This is a genomic window from Shinella sp. HY16 (assembly GCF_028534175.1).
In the GTDB taxonomy this organism is placed as follows: domain Bacteria; phylum Pseudomonadota; class Alphaproteobacteria; order Rhizobiales; family Rhizobiaceae; genus Shinella.
In genome coordinates this window covers 1,053,543-1,073,422 of record NZ_JAHYXL010000002.1, presented here as the reverse complement: position 1 = coordinate 1,073,422, position 19,880 = coordinate 1,053,543, and the positions used below count along the sequence as shown (strand labels likewise).

Sequence of the window (19,880 nt, the reverse complement as noted above, 5' to 3'; positions counted from 1 at the left end):
GGATGATGCACCATGGCTGTGATCGGGAACAATCAGACCTCGCCTGATGATAGCCTCACAAAGGTCGTTGAGGGGAAACCCGGTACATCTGCGGTCCGGCTGAACCAGTTGCGATATTTTGTTGCCGCCGTCGACTATGGGAGTTTTCGCAAGGCTGCTGCCGCGCTTTCTGTGCAGGAATCCTCCATCAGCCGACGAATCCGTGATCTCGAAGATGAACTCGGGGCGTCGCTTTTCATGCGTCATGCTGGCGGGGTGCGGTTGACCGTTGCCGGGCGGGAATTCCTGCGCAACGCTCGCCATGCTCTTCGCCAGATCGACATTGGGGTGACCAAGGTGGCGGCGGTTGGCCGGGCGGAGCAAGGGCTGATCAAGGTCGGGATATTTTCGTCCCTTGCGTCAGGATTTCTGTTCGATCTGTTGCGTGCCTTCGGCACGCGCCACCCGAACGTGCAGGTCGACCTTATTGAAGGCAATCCGCCCGAGCACATCGCGGCTGTCCGGAAACTTTGTCTGGACGTCGCATTCATCACGGGAACCGCGGCATGGGATGGCTGTGAGGCGGAGCATTTATGGTGCGAGAAGGTTTTCGTGGTGCTGCCCGATAACCACCCTTTGACGGGCAAACCGGAACTTGGATGGGGCGATTTGGTCTCCGAGCGGTTCATTGTGAGTGACGTTGCGCCGGGTCAGGAGATCCACGACTATTTGGTTGCTCACCTTGCCAGTCTCGGCCGCCACCTCGATATTCAGTCTCAGCAGGTCGGCCGCGACAATATCCTATCGCTGGTCGCTCTCGGTCGCGGCCTCACTCTGACGAGCGAAGCAACAACCGTGGCCCAGTTTCCAGGGATCACCTACCGGGAACTTGCGGATGAGGTGCTGCCGTTCAGCATGGTCTGGTCCGCGCAAAACGACAATCCGGCGTCTCGGCGGTTGTTGAGCCTGGCACGATCGCTGACAGGGCTGGCCTGGCGAAAATAGGGTTTGACGGCACTGTACGATCACGCCGTAGCATTGGCTGCAATCGACATCGACCGTGTCGGCATCGAAGATGTCGTGGCCCTGCCCACGTCCAGGCTGACCGACTTCGATAGCGCTTTTGCCCCGCCGTGTTTGTGCACGGTGACACGGTGCGCATCCGGCCTTCCTCGGGCTTGACAGTTTGAGGTTTGTTAGAATATAAAATACACGGACATCGCAAGGTGTCCCATATACTTTTTATCCTTTCAAGTGCGGCGGGACGAGCAATGCTGAAATGGGGTGTCGAGAGGCGGTTGGAGTTCATCGAATTCCGCCTGTTCTGGGAGGGGGGTGTCAATCGCTCTGACCTGATCGATACGTTTGGCGTCTCCGTTCCGCAGGCGTCAAAGGACTTGACCCATTATCAGGAGCGTGCGCCGCAGAATGCGGTCTATGACAAAAGCGCTCGCCGCTACGTAGCCGGCCCGGAATTTCAGCCGGTGTTTCTAGACCCGGACCCGGACGCCTATCTCATGCGGCTCCGATCGATGGCGGAAGGTTTCGCCGACGCGGGGGCGAACTGGCTCGCTGCCCCGCCTGACATGGATATCGCTCTGACTTTGCGCCGCAAGGTCGATACTGAAGTTCTGCGTTCAGTTCTGGCGGCAGTGCGGGAGGAAAGATCGCTGGATCTTCACTACCAATCCATGAACCGCGATCGGCCCGATCCGGCATGGCGGCGGATTACCCCGCATGCCTTCGGCTTTGATGGCCTGCGCTGGCATGTGCGGGCCTGGTGCCATGAGACGGAGCGCTTCAAGGATTTCCTGCTCTCGCGTGTCCTTGGATTCGGCGAGTTCGGCGAGCCAGGTGCTGCTGCGGCACAGGACCGGCTGTGGCAGGAAACCTTCGATATCACCCTTGTGCCGCATCCTGATCTGTCGGTCGGTCAGCAGGCGGTGGTCGCAAAGGATTACAACATGGCGGACGGGCGCGCTGTGCTGACAGTTCGCTACGCCATGCTGTTCTATGTGCTCAAGCGGCTAGGACTCCTTGATGGGGCTAGGCTGCGTGATCCCCGGACCCAGCATATCGTTGCCGCTGACGAAGACGAGGTTGCCGCCGCCCTTGAGCGTGCGCAGCATGAGTTCGATGAGGCTGACACAGCAAACGGGGCGGTACCTAAATGATGGTGGCCGCAGCGAAATATCGGATGTCCTTTGACGTGGGCGGGCTGATGCTCAATGAGAGCATCGTGATTGCTCAAGCTTATCAACCCGGTGAGAACTGGGCATCTGCTCGTGAGCGTTTGCTGGCCCAGGGCGCGTCATCCTTACCCAAACTGGCCTCGCAAACCCGCGCGCTTCGTGAAGTGTACGACCGGATAGGCCATCTCTCCGATGCCGAACGTCATTACCTGTCGGTAGAGGCTGACCGCGCCGAGCAGCAGGCGATGATGTGGCTGGCGGTCTGCCGGACCTATCGTTTTGTCCACGAATTCGCAGTCGAGGTGATCAGCGAACGCTACCAATCATGGCGGCTCGACCTGGGCCATGAGGTTTTTGACCGCTTTCTCGCGGAGAAGGCTGAAAGCGATCCCGGCCTCGCCGCTCTTTCAGCTTCAACCTGCGCGAAATTGCGTCAGGTCTTGTTTCGGATACTACGTGAAGTTGGTTTGATAAGCGTCGAGGGTAGAATTCAGCCGATTTGGTTATCGGGGCGCATGAAGCGGCTGATTGAGGAGAGTAATCCGGCGGACTTGCAGGTCTTTCCCGGAAATGGGGGGTAATGGTGGGCACGAAAACTGATCGGCGCGCCCGCGCCGAGCACCTATTCAGGGTAGTTTCCAGCGATCGGTTCTTGCAAAAGCAAGGGCTGGGAAACGAGGTTCCCTTTTTTATCTGCGCTTTTGATGCCGAAGACGGACTGAGCCTGGGCGAGGATCGCGAGGATCTGATCGCCCGGCTGAGCCACGCCGGTGTGCGCGTACTTGATATCGATCTCTATGACCTTTCGATCAGGATGAATAGATGGAGTGGTTGCCGCTCTACCCACCTGATGCATCCTGCTGGATGATGATCGGGTTAAATCCAATAGGTGGAGGATGGCGGCATGACAGACAATACAATGATCGGGGTCGATCTGGCGAAAAGCGTTTTCCAGGTGCATGGAGCTTTGCTGTCTGGAGAAGTCCAGTTCCGGCGGAGGCTCTCCAGGCAGCATTTTCGCAAATTCATGGCCGAGCAGGGTCCTTCGATCGTGGTGATGGAGGCTTGCGGCAGTGCTCACTACTGGGCGCGTGAGATGACCAAGCTGGGCCATCAAGTAAGGCTGATCGCACCACAGTACGTGCGCCCATTCGTCAAGTTATGGCGAGGTGAGCATAACTTTACTAATCACGAGGTCGTCGTAATGCGGAGGAGCGCGGCCTGATCGGCGGATTTTCGCCGTTCTTGTCGATGTTCCTCCGCATTATTTCAGAGTGTGTCGAGCCAGGCGAGCACGCTGGCATCGCGCTTCCAGGATGGCTGGCTGCCGGGTGTGGCTGGAACGGCGACCTTTTCCAGGGCTTTCCGCTTCGTTTCCAGATTGGCCCTGGCATAGTGGTTGGTCGTGTCGAGGCTGACATGACCGAGCCAGCTTCGGATGACCGTAATGTCGACGCCGGCCGAGATGAGGTGCACGGCGGTGGCGTGCCGGAAGGCGTGTGGCGTTACGTGCTTGGCACGCAGCGTTGGCATGGTTTCGGCCGCCGCCTTCACGTAGGCGGCGAGCTTGAACCGGACCCCGGAGGCGCTGAGCGGCTCGCCATAGCGGTTGACGAACAGCCGCTGGTCGGGCGCCCGTGGTTGCCGTTCAAGCAGTTTCCGCAGCAACATCACGGTTTCTGGCCAGAGCGGACAGATACGTTCCTTCCGTCCCTTACCGGTCAAACGCACGCAACTCGGGCTTTCGAACCGGATTGCTTCTGGGCAAAGGTCGAGCGCTTCCTGTATTCGTGCGCCGCTGTTGTAGAGGAACGAGAGCAGCGCATGATCCCGCATGCCCTCAATGGTCGAACGATCTGGCTGAGCGAGGATCGCCGTCACTTCCGCCGGATCCAGATAGCTCGGTTCCGACACCGGAGCGCGCTTGATCGGTATGTTGAGGATTTCCACGCATTGCGCGATCGATCCAGGATCCCTTGTGGCCACGAAGTGGAAGAAGCTGCGGATCGCCGCAAGCCGGCAGTTGCGCGTGCCGATCGTACCGCCACGGTCATGTTCGGCGTGACTGAGGAACGCGGCGACCTCGCTGGCGGCCAGATCGGCCAGCGTGATCATAGCCACCTTCTTCCCAGTACGCTGGGCGACGAACCGGAGCAACAACCGCCAGGTATCGCGGTATGATCGGACTGTATGGATGGATGCGTTGCGCTGCTCGACCAGCCATTCGTAGAAGAACGCGCGCAGCAGGGCCGGGAACCGGTCAACCTTGCTCATGGCCGCATCTCCTGCCCCATGCTGAGGCACGGTGCGCCAACTGCCCGGAACCGCTCATTCGCGTAATGCAGCAGCTCCTGCGTGACGGTGATGTAGACCAATGTAGAGTTGATATCCCTATGGCCGAGATAGGTCGCGAGGAACGGCAGGCGATCCTGCGGGTTGACACCCGTCCGGTACCATTCCAGGATTCTGTTCACGACCATCGAGTGGCGCAGGTCATGAACGCGAGGGCCCGCTTTTCCTCGCAATGGCTTCAACCCAGCGCGACGTATGACGTCAGAGAGCAACCACGTGATCATTTCCGGCGTGTAGTGACCGTCGCCTCGCTCGTGCCAGAACAAGCCGGAGCGCGCGTCCTGTGATCCACCGGCACGACGCCGTGCATCGACGTAGGCGCGAAGCTCGACTACAACGCTGTCGGGAAGCGGCAGTATCCGAGTCTTGAAGAACTTGGTCTGCCGGACGGTTACCGTACCGTCCCGCAGGTCAACGTCACCAAGATCGAGCCGGGCAAGCTCGCCGCGCCGCAAGCCTGCGCAATAGGCCAGCAGCAGCATTGTGTACATGCTCAGCGGCCGAAGCGGCACCCGTGGAGACGGATAGGTGCGGGCAACCTCGAGCATCCGCCGCACGTCGGCAGGCGAGTAGATATGAGCCTTTCGCCATTGCCTGGCCGCCTCCTTCCTCGGTCTCGGGTCCGGTCGCCGCACAGGTATCGACGGGTCGCGGTGACGAAGGATTTTCGCAAAGACGCGTTTGAGCTTTTCGCATTCCTCCACTTGGTGACGCGTGACATTCGTTGCCGCCCATCGATCAACCATGGCGCTCAGCGGTTCGGCCTCCGGTCCCGGATGCAGCTGCAGGAACCGGTCGAACCGCAAGAGCAACAGGGGCTGCGAAGTGTATTTGTATCCTCTGCGCCGCATCATCGCGACATGCTCAGCCATCATTTCGCCCAGCACGCTGCCGAACGGCCTGGGCTGGCGCAGTTCGGCGAGAGCCTGTTCCGGATCCCGCGACGCCAATGCCCGCCAGATGGGCATGCACTGCTTGATATTGCACGCATCTCGCAGAGCGGTGACGGGATTGCGTTCGATCGCGCCGATTTCCACCAGGCGTTCGAGGAACCGGTCAATGATGCGGGTGCGGTGTAGCCGCGTCGTCGCTGCCCAGCATTCGGCCGATTTACGCAGCCACGCAATCAGCACTTCCTGACCGAGTGCATCGTAACGTTCGGCCACATCCTGGAAGCCATGCAGGACCTGCCGATAACAGGCTCGGCTTTTCATGCTGTGCAGATCAAGGATCGCGACATGGCGGTCAATGATCGCGCGGTCGGGATCGGGCCAGCGGGCGGTCATGCCAGCACCTCCATTCCCGGCACGTCAAGCGCAATGGCCCTGAGGTCCTCGGTGGCGAGCTTGAGGTAGGGAGCCGTCGATCCCGTCGAACGGTGCCCCAGCACGTCGCCGATGACCTTTTGAGGCACCGCGACCCGCAACATCTCAACAGCGCGCGCATGGCGGAAGATATGGGGTCCACACTTACCAGGCGGTTGGACACCAGCGTCACGGAGCCACCGGCGAACCACGCTGTAAAGCTTGTCGAGCTTGCGATAGGGCGCGCGCGTGCGGAGGAAGATTTCCCTGGCGTCCGTCACGGGCCGCCCGGAACGCAGATAAGCAAGCAACGCTTCACCGACCGGCTCCATCAGGGGCAGCGATGTGCTGGCCCGCGTCTTGTGGTGGCGAACATGGATGGCTTCCGTCCGCCAGTCGATGTCCTCGATCCGCAGATTGCGGATCTCTCCAGACCGTAGCCCATATGTTGCAAGGAGTTGCAGGATTGCATGGTCCCGCAGCCCCGCTGGCGTCTTGTCCGCCCTCGCGGTTTCCAGCACCGCGGCGATCTGGTCTCGCTCCAGGATTGAGGGCACTCCTTCATATGCATAAAGCGTCGGAGCTATCACATGCCCTGACAGGTCCGTTGTGACGCGACCCGTGATGTGGAGATATCGCAGCAGCGAGCGAAGCCGCTCTGCGACAGACTTCAGCGAGCAGCGCGTCAGTTTCGGCGCGCGCAGATCCATGTAACGGTCTACGTCAACGACGCTCAGCCCCGCCAAGCCGCCGCTTCCGTAATCGATCTGCCAGGCAAGAAAGTTCCGGGCTTCCCACATCAGCGCTGCGACGCTGGAGCGAGCCAACCCGCGTTCCTCACGCAGCCAGATTTCGTATTCGTCACAAACTGCAAATCGGGCCACATCGGCCGCGCAGATAGGCTCGATTGCTGGCGGCCATTGACCGTGAGCAAGTCGCAACAGCGCATGAATTCCGGAGCGCGGAACCTCGTGCCAGCGTGCGCCGGGACGTCGACCACGCTCCTTTTCGAACTTTACGATCGCGTGCCGCAGGTATTGCTCTACCTGCACGTCGATCACGTCTGCGACCAGGATGCCCCGCTGTCCCAGATAATCGAGAAATCCAGATGCGTAGGTGCAGTAATTCCTCACCACGACCGGGCTGTATCGCTGACTGATAAGGGAGGAATTGAGTGCGGCAATTAGTTCGTGACGGATATAGGGCATTGGCGAGTCCTCTGTTGGTCGATTGACCCGCAGAGGTTCGGCACCGAATAATGCAAAGCAAGCCGATCGGAAAACAGCGAAAATCCGCCGATCAGGCCGCGCTCCTCCGCATTACGACGACCTCGTGATTAGTGAAGCGCCAGAAGAACGACGCGGCGGATGCCGAAGCGATTGTCATCGCCGCGCAGCGACCCGAGATGCGCTTCATCACGCCGAAGCTGGAGGAGCAGCAGGCACAGGCGCTTCTCTTCCGCGGAAGAGAACGACTTGTACGTCAGCGTACTGAGCTGGTGAACGCATTGCGATCAGCCCTCTACGAGTTTGGGCATCCAATTCCTCCGGGCATTGGGCACCTAAAGCGGATTGAGGCGATGGTTGAGGCTGAGAACAGCGATCTGCCAGAACTGGTTCGCGACGAGTGCCGCGATCTTCTGCTGCAGATCGCCGAGAAGACACAACGGATCGAGGGGAAGGCAAAACAGATCGGCGCGCTGGCATCACTGACTGACACAGCGCGCCGTTTGCAAACGATGCCGGGCGTTGGACCAATGAGCGCGTTGGCCGTTGAAGCGTTTGCTCCACCCATGGAGAGCTTTCGGCGTGGACGAGACTTCGCGGCTTGGTTAGGCCTGGTGCCGCGGCAGCATTCGTCGGGAGGAAAAGAGCGGCTCGGACGCATATCAAAGGCTGGGCAAGCCGACATACGCCGGCTCTTGATCATGGGAGCGATGTCGCGCTTGAACTGGCTCGGGCGGAGGACGATACCGGAAGGAGCGTGGCTATCGCGGATGTTGGCGAGGAAGCCGCGAATTCTTGTAGCCATCGCGTTGGCCAACAAAATGGCGCGAGCGATTTGGGCTATGCTGACAACAGGCAAGGACTACGAGAATCCGGCACGGACTGCTGCTGCATGACAGAGGTGCAGCGCAAGGCAGTTTGGCGCTGGTGACGGAGGTGTGAGAAAGTCGACGACCCGTATGGGCGCAATGATCGAACAGATCTGGATCAGGAAAACCAGTTAGGGGCATAGAGCCATTCAGCTCGCTGAATAGATTTGGACCTGATCCGCTGATCACCATATCGGCCCGCGGCTTCCAAAGTGCCGCATTTGAAGGCCTGACAGAAGACCGCACTCGATCACGCCCAATGGTTCAGAAACTCCTTGCATTATGAGCGGCAACCACAGAAGATTTGGACCTGATCCGCTGATCACCATATCGGCCCGCGGCTTCCAAAGTGCCGCATTTGAAGGCCTGACAGAAGACCGCACTCGATCACGCCCAATGGTTCAGAAACTCCTTGCATTATGAGCGGCAACCACAGAAGATTTGGACCTGATCCGCTGATCACCATATCGGCCCGCGGCTTCCAAAGTGCCGCATTTGAAGGCCTGACAGAAGACCGCACTCGATCACGCCCAATGGTTCAGAAACTCCTTGCATTATGAGCGGCAACCACAGAAGATTTGGACCTGATCCGCTGATCACCATATCGGCCCGCGGCTTCCAAAGTGCCGCATTTGAAGGCCTGACAGAAGACCGCACTCGATCACGCCCAATGGTTCAGAAACTCCTTGCATTATGAGCGGCAACCACAGAAGATTTGGACCTGATCCGCTGATCACCATATCGGCCCGCGGCTTCCAAAGTGCCGCATTTGAAGGCCTGACAGAAGACCGCACTCGATCACGCCCAATGGTTCAGAAACTCCTTGCATTATGAGCGGCAACCACAGAAGATTTGGACCTGATCCGCTGATCACCATATCGGCCCGCGGCTTCCAAAGTGCCGCATTTGAAGGCCTGACAGAAGACCGCACTCGATCACGCCCAATGGTTCAGAAACTCCTTGCATTATGAGCGGCAACCACAGAAGATTTGGACCTGATCCGCTGATCACCATATCGGCCCGCGGCTTCCAAAGTGCCGCATTTGAAGGCCTGACAGAAGACCGCACTCGATCACGCCCAATGGTTCAGAAACTCCTTGCATTATGAGCGGCAACCACAGAAGCCCCTAGATTTGTAGACGCCTTCTTCCCTAAAACTGAGGCAAGGAGGCCTACATGGTCAAAGGCAATTTCACGGAAGAGTTCAAGCGCGACGCGGTGCGCCAGATCACCGAGCGGGGCTATCCGGTTGCGGAGGTTTCACAGCGGCTCGGGGTCAGCCAGCATTCGCTCTATGAGTGGAAGAAGAAGTTTTCGGCTTCGAACGCCAAGGGCAGCGACGAGGCCGAGGAGATCAGGCGGCTCAAGCGAGAATTGGCTCGCGTCACCGAGGAGCGCGACATCCTAAAAAAAGCGGCCGCGTACTTCGCCAGGGATGCAAAGTGAAGTACGCGTTCATTGCGTTGCATCGCCTGAAGTTCTCGGTGAGGACGATGTGTCGGCTTCTCCATGTTCACCCGAGCGGATTCTACGCCTGGCTGAAGAACCCGTCGAGCAAACGGGCCAGCGAGGACAAACGACAGACCGATCTCCTGTTTCAGGCTTGGCAGGAGAGCGGCAAGGTCTATGGCTATCGCAAGCTTCATGACGACCTTCTCGACCGGGGAGAGATGTGCTGCCCGAACCGCGTCGCACGTCTGACACGGCTTGCCGGGATCAAGGCTGAGATCGGTTACAAGCGCCGTCCCGGCAAATATGGCGGCCGCCCCTCCGTCGTTGTCGACAATACGCTCGACCGGCAGTTCGACGTCGAGGCTGCGGACAAGGCCTGGGTCACGGACATCACCTACATCCGGACCTGCGAGGGGTTTGCCTACCTTGCCGTCGTCATCGATCTCTATTCCCGCCGCGTCATCGGCTGGGCGATGCAGAGCCGTCAAACCACGGATGTCGTGCTGCAGGCTCTGCTCATGGCGGTGTGGCGACGCAAGCCGAAGGATCAGGTTCTGGTCCATTCGGATCAGGGCTCCCAGTTCACCAGTATGGACTGGGCTTCGTTCCTCAAGCACCACAATCTGGTTCACTCGATGAGCCGCCGTGGAAACTGCCACGACAACGCGGTCGCCGAAAGCTTCTTCAATCTTCTGAAACGCGAGCGCATACGCCGCAGGGTCTATCGCTCACGCGACGAAGCCCGCCAGGACGTGTTCGATTACATCGAAATGTTCTACAACCCGAAACGCAAGCATGTCAGAAACGGAATGCTGTCGCCGGTCGAGTTTGAGCGCCTGCAGAAAACGTAACCCGAGGGTGTCTACGAAACTCGGGGCTGTTCACTATTCAGATCGATACTTCCTTCATAGCCAAATCCTCCTGATCCTGCCTGGATCACAGTGGCACAAGTGCCGTCAGGAGGGGCTACCCAACCCATCATCAGAGCTCATCGGCCCAGAAACGGCGCGGTTCAATCTGGAACCACAGACGTCGTCTGCTCAAAAACCCCAAACTCCCTGACGAACTTCATCAGATCCTTCCCTGCAGTTAGGATGTGGTCTCGTACCGCACTTTCAACGAATGCCCCGTCCCCACCCTGCATTGCATCTATCAGTGTCATGTGTTCCGCGCTTTTCATCTCCAGTCGCGCATAGGCTGTGTAATATAAGCGCAAGTACGGCTGAACCCGTAAGTGCAATCGCTCAATTTCGGAGAGAAGTTCAGGATAGTTGGCACGTTCGCACAGGATGCCGTGGAAGTCCGCGTGCAATTGCAACCAAGCGTCTGGTTGACGCTCGGCAAGTTTCATGCGCTGCAATATGAACCGCAGGTTCTCGAGGACCCGACTGTCCATGACACCGGCAGCCCGGCGCGCAGCGAGGCCCTCAAGAACAGCCCGTATTTCGAACAATTCTTCGATTTTCTCTGGACTTAGAACGGTAACAATGATCCGTCGATTTGGAAGCGCTACAAGATAACCCTCTGAAATAAGGCGAAAAAGCGCCTCTCGCACCGGAATGCGGCTTATCCCGAGATGCTTCCCGATTACTAGTGGATCGATCAGCTCTCCCGATTTGAGACGTCCCCCACTGATTTCATTTTTCAAGAACTGGTAGGCACGTTCCTGGGCAGTGTATGTCGGGGCACCGTCCATCCAATGCATATGCTTATCTTCCTCGCGATCCATGCTTTTTAAACCATGCCAAACGACCTTTAGAAAGGCACCAGCAGTGCCAGGTTGTGGGTCGAGTTTTTCTGGTTTACCGGTCTCGCCTGTTGGGAGGCCGATCAATCTCTTCTATTCGGCCTTTACCTTGTTTGAAAGCCTGCCTAGGCCCTCCATCGCGATCTCGATTGTGTCGCCGGCTTTCATCCACCGCGGCGGCTTGCGCGCCATGCCCACTCCAGCAGGGGTTCCGGTGATGATGACATCGCCCGGCTCCAGCGTGACCGCGGCGGAAATCTGTTCGATCGCGGTGGAAACATCGAAGATGAGGTCATCGGTGGTGCCATCCTGCACAACCTCGCCGTTGAGGGTCGCGGTCAATCGCAGACCCTGGCAACCGGCCGGAAGCTCGTCAGCCGTTACCAAGCAGGGTCCGAAGGCCCCTGTCGCATCGAAGTTTTTCCCCAAGACCCACTGCGACGTGCGCAATTGCACGTCGCGCACCGACACATCGTTGAACAGGGAATAACCCGCAACATGACCCAGTGCATGCGCCGCCGAAATGCGCCGACCGCCTTTGCCAATGATCACGGCGAACTCGGCCTCGTAGTCAAACTGTTCGGACTCCTTTGGCAGAATGACCGGCTGCCCTGCCCCCACGAGGCTGGTTGCAAAGCGCGCAAAGACGTTGACATGCGTAGGGATCGACATGTTTGCCTCATATGCATGCTGCCGATAGTTCAGACCGATACAAAGGATCTTGTTGGGCTTGGGTATCGGGGGAAGATAGGTAATATCCGCCTCCGCGAGTTCCTTGCCATGACGTTCGAGAGAGGCCGCCGCCGCAGCGAGCGAGTCGCCACCCTGAGTCAGAAGCGTGTGCAGATCGCCTGGGAAGTGTTCGTCTTCTTGCCAGAAACCCAGTAACTTGTTGTTTTGCGATACAAGTCCAAGCCCACTACCCCGCGTGTCTCTGAACGTAAAGAATTTCATATTGGATGTCCTGACTTGTTCGTGAAGCGGCTCCGCAATGCGGAGCCGCAAGATATGATGGGCGAATTGTGAAGGTTACTGGAGGGCTTTCAGGTTCCAATCATGCGGCGGGATATCGAAGAGATCCGCTGGATGCTGGGCAATCGTGCCCTTCGAGAAGATCTCAGCGGGCACGATATATACTGGATAGCCAAATCCAGCCAGATCGCCGAGATTCGGCAATTCCAGCCCTTCGTTCTGCCGGATCGCGTATTGCACCAACAGGCGACCGATCAGAATCCCCGGTTCGCTCGTAGCTGCTATGAGCGTTTCACCGTTCCGGATCTCGTCAACAACTCGCTCATCAAGGGCGCTGGTCACGACCTTGGCGTTGGAACCGGATGTCGCCACAGCTTGCGCGGCGCCGAGGCCAAGCGATGTCTCAATAGTGAAGACATAGGCCGCGTCAGGATGGGTCTGCAGCATGTCCGAGGTCTGCGCCATCCCGTAGGCAAGGCTGATTTCCTTTCCCACCGGCCCGATAACCAGTTCGAGGCCGGGGCAGTCCCTGGCAGATTCCTGAATGGCATCGACCCGAAGACGCGCCCATTCGGAACCCGCAGGCCCCTGGATAACGAGCGCTTTGGACTCGGTGGCGCCCTTGTGCTGGCACACGGCCTCGACAAGAGCCGTGCCGATGTCGGAGTCGTTTTGCACGATCCCGAAATCAACTGCGCTACTATTGACCGGAACGCCCGCAGCAATGACGTTGATACCCGCGCTCTTGACCTCGTTCAGGACCGTATCAAAACCATCATAAGCTGCAGGAGCGACGATCAACGTATTAACCCCCTTGGAAACCAAGGTGTTGATCTGGCCAAACTGCTGCGCCACATTGCCGTAGCCGCCCGCGACGTCGATCTGTTCGACCTTCACGCCTGACAGGCGGGCCTCGTCTGAAATTCCGTAGGCCATACCCTTCCAGTAATCGTCCTGAAGATGCACGAGCGTCGCGCCAATCGTCAGCGGCTTGTTGGCCTGAATGGGTTCTATTAGCCCCATGAGTCGGTCGGCCTTCTCGGCGTTCGCAGGCGCGGCAAGTGCCAACCCCAGCAGCGCCGACGCGAAAAACATTGACATTTTATGCTTGAAGGCCAAGCCATCTGTGAATGCGTGCATTGGTTTTCTCCTTGTTTTCCGTTTAGTTAGTATGAACTGGTGGTTGATAACTCCACGAAGAGAAACCGTCACGGCTTCCGATATCCGGGCGGCACCACAAAGCCGCCGCGGGTGATCCCTTCGCGGAACCAGCGGCTTCCCGAAAGCATTCGCAGCGCGTCGCCGCGTAGCGAGATCAGGTTCTCGGGCCAGTGGCTCACGACCATCCCATAGACATAAGACCAGGCCTGGACGTGGTCCGCCAACGGCCGTTGCTGGCTTTCCCATCGAGTCAACACCTCGGGAATGTCGTCGGGATCGCTGTTCTCCTCAAGCAGGGCCACCATCGCCATGGCATTGACAAAAGCGGTCATGGCCTGCTGGCCAAGGTTCGGCGGGAGGCCATGCGCCGCGTCACCGATTATCGCCGTGCGCCCCTGCACCCATTGCGAGCAACGCACCGCGCCGATCCGGTCCCAGCGCCCGTCAACCTCGAAACGGCGGGCGTAACTGGCTACCGCCGGAAACAATTCCGCCCAGTAATCGCGATCGATCGGCAGATTGCTAGCCCGTTCGTCGTTTAGCGGGGCGCCGAGGAAAATATAGTTCTTCGTATCACTGCAGGGATTGTAAAGAAGACGATAAGGTCCATTCCAGTATTCGGTCACAACGTCGGTCGGATCTTCGGGGCGCTGGTCGATCAGTAACCGAATGCCGGCTTCCAGCCCGAAATCTCGAATACGTGTCGCGCCCACGCTTTCACGCAGCTTGGAATTGGCGCCATCGGCGGCGATCACCAAGTCGGCTTTGCGCTCTTCGCCATTTGCCATGACCAGCGTTCCATCCGACCGCATCGCCACCGCCTCGGACGAGGTGCGGATATCCACTCCGTGGTGCCGACAGCGCGCGATGAGTGCATCATACAAATCCTCTCTAAGGGGCAGGAAGAGCCTCTCATCTTCATTGAATGGGATTCTTGCGAGAACGCCGCCCCTCTCATCCGCCACCCGCCATTCCCGAATCACGCGCGAGCGCCGCGTGGAATGCTCGAGGGCCCCAAGCATTTCGAGAACCTTCAGCCCGCTCTCCCAGACCCAGATTCCCGCGCCGAACATGCGCAATTCAGAGCTGCGCTCATGCAGCACCACCTTCCAGCCGTTTTGCGCAAGGCCCGCAGCCATCGCCAGGCCGGCAAGCCCTGCACCTCCGATTTCACACGTTCTTTGTTTCACCACGCTTAACTCCTCCCGTTTTAGCGTTTGCCCCGTTTAGCCCCGGCGCACCCTCAATCAGGAACACCGTCCACCGCCCTCCCTTCGCGCGGCCATAACATAACTATATATTTCGCAGCATCGCGTGTCCACAACGGAAAACGACATATTCGACGCCCCGCATCCTGGCGGTCGGCGGCGAGATGTCCGCGCCGTGAGGCGCTGTTAATCCTAGCCCGCCCGCCCGACATGATCGTCAAAGAATCCCGTCATATTGTTGTTTTAACGTATTTTTATTCAACAAACACGCCGATCTCGGTGGCGGCGGCGTGGTGGGAGCCAAAAGCCTCGACGCTGAATGGTCACTGTTCAGGGGCGGGTTGCAGCGCGTTGTTCCCGCAAGATCAGCGCTTGACGAGCTTATCTTTTGTTGTATACAGATTATTGACCACGCATGCAGATCGCTGCACAAAAGGAGAAACATGTCATGCGAACCGAGATAGCTGTCCCTGGTCTTGGCCCTGCGCTTAGCCATTACACCGACGCGGTCAGGTTCGGCGACTTGCTCTTCATCTCGGGAATAGTTGCCCTGGATGCCGATGGAGGCATCTTGCACAAGGGAGATGTCGTCGGCCAGGCGGAGTGCATCTTTCAGTCGATCAGCAAGATTCTCGACGCGGCGGGTGCAAGTTTCTCGGACATCCTCAAGGTTACGGTGTTTCTGACGGATGTCGCCGACCGAGCCAAGATCAACGATATCCGCAAGAAATATTTTGGGGATGCAAAGCCGGCAAGCACGCTGATCGGCATCAAAGAGCTCGCGCTGCCGGATCTGATGGTGGAAGTCGAAGCCGTCGTAGGCTTGCGAACATAGGGGGTGGCCGATGTTTGAAAGCAGCTTCGAGTTTACCGTCCGCGGAGCCAAGGCTGTCTGCCACAGGGCTGGGAATGGGCGCCCGTTGGTGCTCTTGCACGGCTCGGGGCCGGGGGCTTCTGCCGAGGGGACGTGGCGCTTTGTTCTCGAGCGTCTTGCACGCAACTTTTCGATCTACGCGCCTGACCTGATCGGCTTCGGTCAATCGGTCGATCCATCCGTTTCGTGCGCTTTCGATGCCGATATTTGGCTTGATCAGGCGCTGGCCCTGATCGACATGATCTCGGGTAATACGGTTCCGGTGTTTGGTCATTCGATCTCGGGTTTCACGGCGCTTCGCCTGCCTAGCCGCTCGTCTCGCGTGAGCAAAGTACTGACTACCGGCGCAATGGGCGCGAAATATCCGCAAAGCGCCAACACAGGTCTCACCTGGAACCTGCCGCCCGACAGGGATGGTCTGCGTCGCGCGCTCGAAATTCTGGTCCATGACAAGTCGATCATCACTGATGCCTTCGTCGAAGCGCGGTACGACATCCTGTTCAACAAGGGTGCAGCGCGTGACTTCGAAGCGATTTTCCCCGGCGACAAGCAGAAATATATCGACGCCTGCGCGCTGACGGATCAGGAGATCAGGGGCATCCAGTGCCCGGTGCTTCTGGTGCACGGGAAGTGCGATGTTGTCATCCGGCCCGAAGACACCACGCTGAAGCTTGCCGGACTCATTCCGCAGTCCGACGTCTACTTGATGTCTAACTGCGGCCATCTGCCGGCGACGGAACGGCCCGACACCATCGCGGCCCTAACGGAAATTTTCTTCACGTCTGACTGAACCGGTCCCGCCCAGTGTCATTTAAAAGGAGGAAAAATGTCTGAGATCGTAATGGCAGCAAGTCTATCCCACGCCCCAGGGGTCTTGGGGTGGCCTGACGCACCGAACCAAGAGGTTCAGAAAGAGATCGCAGCCGCGCATGCAGCTGTGGCCGAGGCGATTGATCGGACCCGCCCCGATGTTTTCATCGCCTTTCTCGATGATCACTTCGAAAACCAGTTTCGCGACATGTCGCCCCCGTTTGCGATTGGCGTCGCGCCGGAAAATGTCGGCCCTGCAAAGCATTGGCTCGAGGCGCTGAAGATCGACCGGCAGATCACAGTTCCCAACAACGAAAAGCTGGCAAATTACCTGCTCGATGGTCTGCTGAAATCGAATTTCGATATCACCCGCATGGGCGAGCTCGATTACGGGAACAACCTTTTCGTTCCGATGCAGATGGTTCGCCCACAGTTCGATATCCCCTTCGTCCCGGTTTACTCGAACGTTTTCAACCCGCCACTGCCGACAATGTCGCGAGCCTATGACCTCGGGCGGGCGATCCGGAAGCTGATCGAGGCCTATCCTGAGCCGCTGAAGGTCGGCTTGATTGCATCGGGAGGAATTTCGCATTGGCCACCCTTCTGGACGATCGAAGCGGACGAATCCGACGAGTTCATCGCACGGATGAAGCGCTTTCAGCATGAGGGCCCGGAATATCTCAAGACCGACCCGGGCCTGTTCTCGGATCTCGCGCTCTATGAACAGGAGATGTCTAACAAGGCAAAATGGCCATTCAACGGCGGCTTCCGGTTGATCAATGAGGAGTGGGACCGCGAGGTCCTGAAAGCCTTCGAAGAGGGCAACGTGGACTATCTGCGCAACCTCACTTACAACGACATCGAGCGCGACGGTGGCCATGGCGGCCATGAGATGCTCAACTGGATGGCGCTTATGGGGGCGATGAATGGTGCTGGCGGCAAGCTTCTGTGCTACGCGCCCGTCATGGAGTGGATGTGCGGCATGGGATATATGTTGTACGAGGCCAAAGCCTGACCGCAACTGAGGCTGACAAGGCTCGGTGCTGTCCCGCTTTCAAGTTGAGTGGGGCAGCAAGATCAAGTCTCTGGCCCACCCCCAATTTTCGGATGCGGCCCACAAATTGGTAAACGATATCATGAAACGGCCTCACACACCTGACCTCTCCGGGACGGAAACCCTCATTCGCGTGCGGGGCCTGTCGAAACGTTTCGGGGCCACGATAGCGCTGAACGACGTGTCGATCGATCTGATGCCGGGCGAAGTTCTCTGCCTTCTTGGTGAAAACGGTGCCGGCAAATCCACTCTGGGAAAGATCCTTGCCGGGCTCTTTTCCGCCGACAATGGCGAAATTGCCCTGCGGGGAAGGCCTGTGGTATTCTCGTCCATTTCGGATGCCCGCGCGCACGGGGTGGCGATGGTTTTTCAGGAGCTGTCACTCGCGCCGCATCTCACGGTTCTTGAAAACATCCTTCTGGGGACAGAGAAAAAGGGGGCGTTCGACCTGATCCGCTCAAAACGAGAGCGGGAGCAGGTCGCCGCCGTGTTCGAAAAATATGGCGTCTCGATTCCGCTTAATTCACCTGTGGGCGAGCTGCCAGTGGCACAACAGCAACTGGTCGAAACGCTCAAGGCCCTTGCGCAAGACCCCGCCGTGCTTGTTCTCGACGAACCCACCGCCATGCTTGGTATCCACGAAAAGGAATCCCTGTTCAGGATTGTGCGGCAGGCCCGGCAGGACGGCATTGCAATCGTTTTCGTAACCCATCACATCGATGAGGTTGTCGAACTTGGGGATCGTATTTCGCTGCTCAAGGATGGGAAACTCCTTGAAACCTTTTCCTCGCACGATCTTTTGGATTCGGACCAGATCGTTGCGAAGCTCTCGGGAGGCAATCTGGAAACTCAAGCAAAGCGGGAGGTGGCGCGCACCGAGCCCGTGCTCGCACTCTCGGGCCTGCGTGATGTGAACAACGCGTCTTTCGAGATTACAATCCATCGTGGCGAAGTCGTAGGCCTTTACGGCGTTGTGGGGTGCGGGCGCGAAGATATCGCCGAAGCCATTATCGGCTTGAAGCGTACAGGTACATTGCGCATGACCCTCGAAGGCCGGCCCTACCGTCCGACCAGCCCGGCTGCAGCCCTCAAGCGCGGCGTGGCCTATCTGCCCTCTGGACGGGCGGCCAACCTCATCTTGCCGACCCGATCAATCCGCGAAAACCTGACGATATCCGGCCTCAGAAGATTCGTGTCTCGCGGGGTGCTTTCCCTGCGGCGGGAAGTGTCTTGGGCCGTCGAACAATTGCGGGAATTCGCGACAAAGTTCCACCATCATGGCCACGAAATTCTCTCGCTGAGTGGTGGCAACCAGCAAAAGGTGATGTTGGCGCGGGTTCTGTCAAACGATGTGCATCTCGCCGTGCTCGAAGACCCGACCGCGGGGGTGGACATCGAGACCAAGTACCAGATCCACAAGATCCTGAGCGAACGATCCGAGCGCGACGGGCTGAGCATCCTTCTGGTGTCAAGCGACCTGCTCGAGACGATATCGCTGTGCGATACGATTTATGCAGTTTACGGAGGCAGGGTTGCCGGCCGTTGGCAACAACCGACGCGCGCCAACGAGGGCGCGATCGTGAAAGCCATTCTCGGCAGCGGCAGTGGCGAAACCGCCATCGCAGATGCGCCTACTGCCGCGATTTCGTGAAGATTGGGCAAGAGCACCGAGTAGCGGTTTTGCCGCACGAATGGGAAGGAACCTATCGATGAACAAGGTCAACACGAGAATGATCGGTAATGAAATCGCCATGCCGTTCTTTCTTGTCATCTTCGTCGGCGTCGTGAGCTTGATCGAGCCACGGTTTGTCAGTGCTGCGAATCTCCGCAACCTGGCCGCTCAAATCGCGCCCCTGATGATAATAGCGATTGGGCAGGCGTTCACCGTTATCGCCGGCGGGTTGGACTTGTCGATTGCCGCGATCATGGCCTTTTCTGCAGTGATTGGCATCCTTGCCGTGCCGGAATTTGGCCTGGTCGGTGGGCTGGCGTGCATGATGCTTGTTGGCGGTCTTGTCGGGTTGGTCAACGGGGTGATCATCAGCCGACTGAATGCCTCGCCGCTGATCGTGACCTTAGGGATTGCTTCGATCGCCGAAGCCCTCGCCCTGATCCTATCCAACGGTGTGCCGCTTTACGCCGTGCCGAAGGATCTGGTCGCGACCATCGGTTTCGGACGCACGTTCGGCTTCAACAACAGCTTCCTGCTGGCTCTCGCGATGTTGGTCCTGGGAGCGTTCCTGCTGCGCCGAACGGTGTTTGGGCGCTATGTTTACGCGATGGGTTCGAACCGGAGCGCGGCGATGAAATCCGGCATCAACGTTCTGATGGTCACAACGCTGGTTTATACCCTCGCCGGCGTCATGGCCGGTGTGGCCGCAATCGTGATGACGGCATGGATCAGCGCCGCAACGCCGGTGGCGCCTCCTGGTCTTACGCTTCAGTCGATTGCCGCTGTCGTTTTGGGAGGCGTTCTGCTGACCGGCGGCGCGGGCGGCATGCACCACGTGCTGTATGGAGTTCTGGTTCTCGGCACTCTGACGAATGCGCTGAACATGTTAGGGATTTCCTCTTACTTTCAGACGTTGGCGATCGGTGTTGTCATCATCGCGGCCGTAAGTCTCGACGTATTCCGCAAGAAAGGACACAGCTGACCACCGTGGCTCAAATGCGCGCCACT

The 19,880-nt window shown here is 58.5% G+C and carries 18 protein-coding genes and 1 pseudogene; 12 read left to right on the top strand and 7 right to left on the bottom strand.

What is annotated here, in order from left to right; translation table 11 throughout:
• Nucleotides 1-12 precede the first annotated feature (12 nt).
• From K0P03_RS25450 to K0P03_RS25430, 5 genes and pseudogenes are all read left to right on the top strand, one after another.
• Nucleotides 13-984 (top strand): LysR family transcriptional regulator, encoded by a 972-nt coding sequence (locus K0P03_RS25450; protein ID WP_272790968.1) that lies wholly within the window; start codon nt 13-15, stop codon nt 982-984.
• Between the two features lie 266 nt (nt 985-1,250).
• Nucleotides 1,251-2,153, top strand: coding sequence for a WYL domain-containing protein (locus tag K0P03_RS25445; RefSeq protein WP_069709525.1), 903 nt, complete (start codon nt 1,251-1,253; stop codon nt 2,151-2,153).
• Entirely contained in the window at nt 2,150-2,752 is a 603-nt protein-coding gene (locus tag K0P03_RS25440; protein WP_272790967.1) for a DUF1819 family protein, read from the top strand. Before K0P03_RS25445 ends, K0P03_RS25440 begins: the two co-directional genes overlap by 4 nt.
• Nucleotides 2,752-3,039, top strand: coding sequence for a hypothetical protein (locus tag K0P03_RS25435; protein ID WP_272790966.1), 288 nt, complete (start codon nt 2,752-2,754; stop codon nt 3,037-3,039). Before K0P03_RS25440 ends, K0P03_RS25435 begins: the two co-directional genes overlap by 1 nt.
• A gap of 36 nt (nt 3,040-3,075) precedes the next feature.
• A pseudogene (locus K0P03_RS25430) lies at nt 3,076-3,330 on the top strand (IS110 family transposase); the annotation flags it as partial.
• A gap of 110 nt (nt 3,331-3,440) precedes the next feature.
• Here K0P03_RS25430 and K0P03_RS25425 read toward each other — a convergent pair.
• The 3 genes from K0P03_RS25425 to K0P03_RS25415 are packed head-to-tail and all read right to left on the bottom strand — an operon-like array spanning nt 3,441 to nt 7,035.
• Nucleotides 3,441-4,445 (bottom strand): site-specific integrase, encoded by a 1,005-nt coding sequence (locus K0P03_RS25425; RefSeq protein ID WP_269704331.1) that lies wholly within the window; start codon nt 4,443-4,445, stop codon nt 3,441-3,443.
• Nucleotides 4,442-5,809 (bottom strand): tyrosine-type recombinase/integrase, encoded by a 1,368-nt coding sequence (locus K0P03_RS25420; RefSeq protein WP_272790526.1) that lies wholly within the window; start codon nt 5,807-5,809, stop codon nt 4,442-4,444. The genes K0P03_RS25425 and K0P03_RS25420 overlap by 4 nt, the downstream gene beginning before the upstream one ends.
• A complete protein-coding gene (locus K0P03_RS25415) occupies nt 5,806-7,035 on the bottom strand; it encodes a site-specific integrase (RefSeq protein ID WP_269704327.1) in 1,230 nt (409 codons plus the stop codon). The genes K0P03_RS25420 and K0P03_RS25415 overlap by 4 nt, the downstream gene beginning before the upstream one ends.
• A 131-nt stretch (nt 7,036-7,166) precedes the next feature.
• Here K0P03_RS25415 and K0P03_RS25410 point away from each other — a divergent pair, with 131 nt between their 5' ends.
• The gene (locus K0P03_RS25410; RefSeq protein WP_272790965.1) at nt 7,167-7,949 is read left to right on the top strand and encodes an IS110 family transposase; all 783 of its coding nucleotides are present in this window, start codon (nt 7,167-7,169) and stop codon (nt 7,947-7,949) included.
• Nucleotides 7,950-9,098: 1,149 nt separating this feature from the next.
• Nucleotides 9,099-10,225, top strand: a protein-coding gene (locus K0P03_RS25405) for an IS3 family transposase (protein WP_272790964.1) whose coding sequence is annotated in 2 segments (ribosomal slippage) — nt 9,099-9,327 and nt 9,327-10,225 — 1,128 coding nt in all. Because the reading frame shifts where the segments join, the coding sequence is not laid out codon by codon here.
• A gap of 161 nt (nt 10,226-10,386) precedes the next feature.
• Here K0P03_RS25405 and K0P03_RS25400 read toward each other — a convergent pair.
• The 4 genes from K0P03_RS25400 to K0P03_RS25385 all read right to left on the bottom strand — a co-directional run bounded on the left by K0P03_RS25400 (nt 10,387) and on the right by K0P03_RS25385 (nt 14,447).
• The gene (locus tag K0P03_RS25400; protein ID WP_272790963.1) at nt 10,387-11,208 is read right to left on the bottom strand and encodes a GntR family transcriptional regulator; all 822 of its coding nucleotides are present in this window, start codon (nt 11,206-11,208) and stop codon (nt 10,387-10,389) included.
• 6 nt (nt 11,209-11,214) lie between these two features.
• A complete protein-coding gene (locus tag K0P03_RS25395; protein ID WP_272790962.1) occupies nt 11,215-12,075 on the bottom strand; it encodes a fumarylacetoacetate hydrolase family protein in 861 nt (286 codons plus the stop codon).
• 75 nt (nt 12,076-12,150) lie between these two features.
• Entirely contained in the window at nt 12,151-13,233 is a 1,083-nt protein-coding gene (locus K0P03_RS25390) for a substrate-binding domain-containing protein (protein ID WP_272790961.1), read from the bottom strand.
• 68 nt (nt 13,234-13,301) lie between these two features.
• A complete protein-coding gene (locus K0P03_RS25385; protein WP_272790960.1) occupies nt 13,302-14,447 on the bottom strand; it encodes an FAD-dependent oxidoreductase in 1,146 nt (381 codons plus the stop codon).
• Between the two features lie 430 nt (nt 14,448-14,877).
• Here K0P03_RS25385 and K0P03_RS25380 point away from each other — a divergent pair, with 430 nt between their 5' ends.
• From K0P03_RS25380 to K0P03_RS25360, 5 genes are read left to right on the top strand one after another with little or no spacing between them, the layout of a single operon-like run.
• Entirely contained in the window at nt 14,878-15,297 is a 420-nt protein-coding gene (locus tag K0P03_RS25380; protein ID WP_272790959.1) for a RidA family protein, read from the top strand.
• Nucleotides 15,298-15,307: 10 nt separating this feature from the next.
• Nucleotides 15,308-16,126 (top strand): alpha/beta fold hydrolase, encoded by an 819-nt coding sequence (locus K0P03_RS25375; RefSeq protein ID WP_272790958.1) that lies wholly within the window; start codon nt 15,308-15,310, stop codon nt 16,124-16,126.
• Between the two features lie 36 nt (nt 16,127-16,162).
• Nucleotides 16,163-17,161, top strand: a complete 999-nt coding sequence (locus K0P03_RS25370; RefSeq protein ID WP_272790957.1) for an extradiol dioxygenase — start codon at nt 16,163-16,165, stop codon at nt 17,159-17,161.
• A 25-nt stretch (nt 17,162-17,186) separates the two neighbouring features.
• Nucleotides 17,187-18,851 carry a sugar ABC transporter ATP-binding protein gene (locus K0P03_RS25365; protein ID WP_272790956.1) on the top strand — a complete coding sequence of 555 codons (1,665 nt, stop codon included), beginning with the start codon at nt 17,187-17,189 and terminating at the stop codon, nt 18,849-18,851.
• Nucleotides 18,852-18,909: 58 nt separating this feature from the next.
• Nucleotides 18,910-19,854, top strand: coding sequence for an ABC transporter permease (locus K0P03_RS25360; protein ID WP_272790955.1), 945 nt, complete (start codon nt 18,910-18,912; stop codon nt 19,852-19,854).
• The last annotated feature ends 26 nt before the right edge of the window (nt 19,855-19,880 follow it).

Excerpts from the sequence above, each read along its gene's own strand:
- K0P03_RS25420 (WP_272790526.1), bottom strand. The coding sequence starts at position 5,809 with ATGACCGCCCGCTGGCCCGATCCCGACCGCGCGATCATTGACCGCCAT.
- K0P03_RS25435 (WP_272790966.1), top strand. The coding sequence starts at position 2,752 with ATGGTGGGCACGAAAACTGATCGGCGCGCCCGCGCCGAGCACCTATTC.
- K0P03_RS25360 (WP_272790955.1), top strand. The coding sequence starts at position 18,910 with ATGAACAAGGTCAACACGAGAATGATCGGTAATGAAATCGCCATGCCG.
- K0P03_RS25380 (WP_272790959.1), top strand. The coding sequence starts at position 14,878 with ATGCAGATCGCTGCACAAAAGGAGAAACATGTCATGCGAACCGAGATA.
- K0P03_RS25370 (WP_272790957.1), top strand. The coding sequence starts at position 16,163 with ATGTCTGAGATCGTAATGGCAGCAAGTCTATCCCACGCCCCAGGGGTC.
- K0P03_RS25445 (WP_069709525.1), top strand. The coding sequence starts at position 1,251 with ATGCTGAAATGGGGTGTCGAGAGGCGGTTGGAGTTCATCGAATTCCGC.
- K0P03_RS25375 (WP_272790958.1), top strand. The coding sequence starts at position 15,308 with ATGTTTGAAAGCAGCTTCGAGTTTACCGTCCGCGGAGCCAAGGCTGTC.
- K0P03_RS25415 (WP_269704327.1), bottom strand. The coding sequence starts at position 7,035 with ATGCCCTATATCCGTCACGAACTAATTGCCGCACTCAATTCCTCCCTT.
- K0P03_RS25440 (WP_272790967.1), top strand. The coding sequence starts at position 2,150 with ATGATGGTGGCCGCAGCGAAATATCGGATGTCCTTTGACGTGGGCGGG.
- K0P03_RS25395 (WP_272790962.1), bottom strand. The coding sequence starts at position 12,075 with ATGAAATTCTTTACGTTCAGAGACACGCGGGGTAGTGGGCTTGGACTT.
- K0P03_RS25425 (WP_269704331.1), bottom strand. The coding sequence starts at position 4,445 with ATGAGCAAGGTTGACCGGTTCCCGGCCCTGCTGCGCGCGTTCTTCTAC.
- K0P03_RS25450 (WP_272790968.1), top strand. The coding sequence starts at position 13 with ATGGCTGTGATCGGGAACAATCAGACCTCGCCTGATGATAGCCTCACA.
- K0P03_RS25390 (WP_272790961.1), bottom strand. The coding sequence starts at position 13,233 with ATGCACGCATTCACAGATGGCTTGGCCTTCAAGCATAAAATGTCAATG.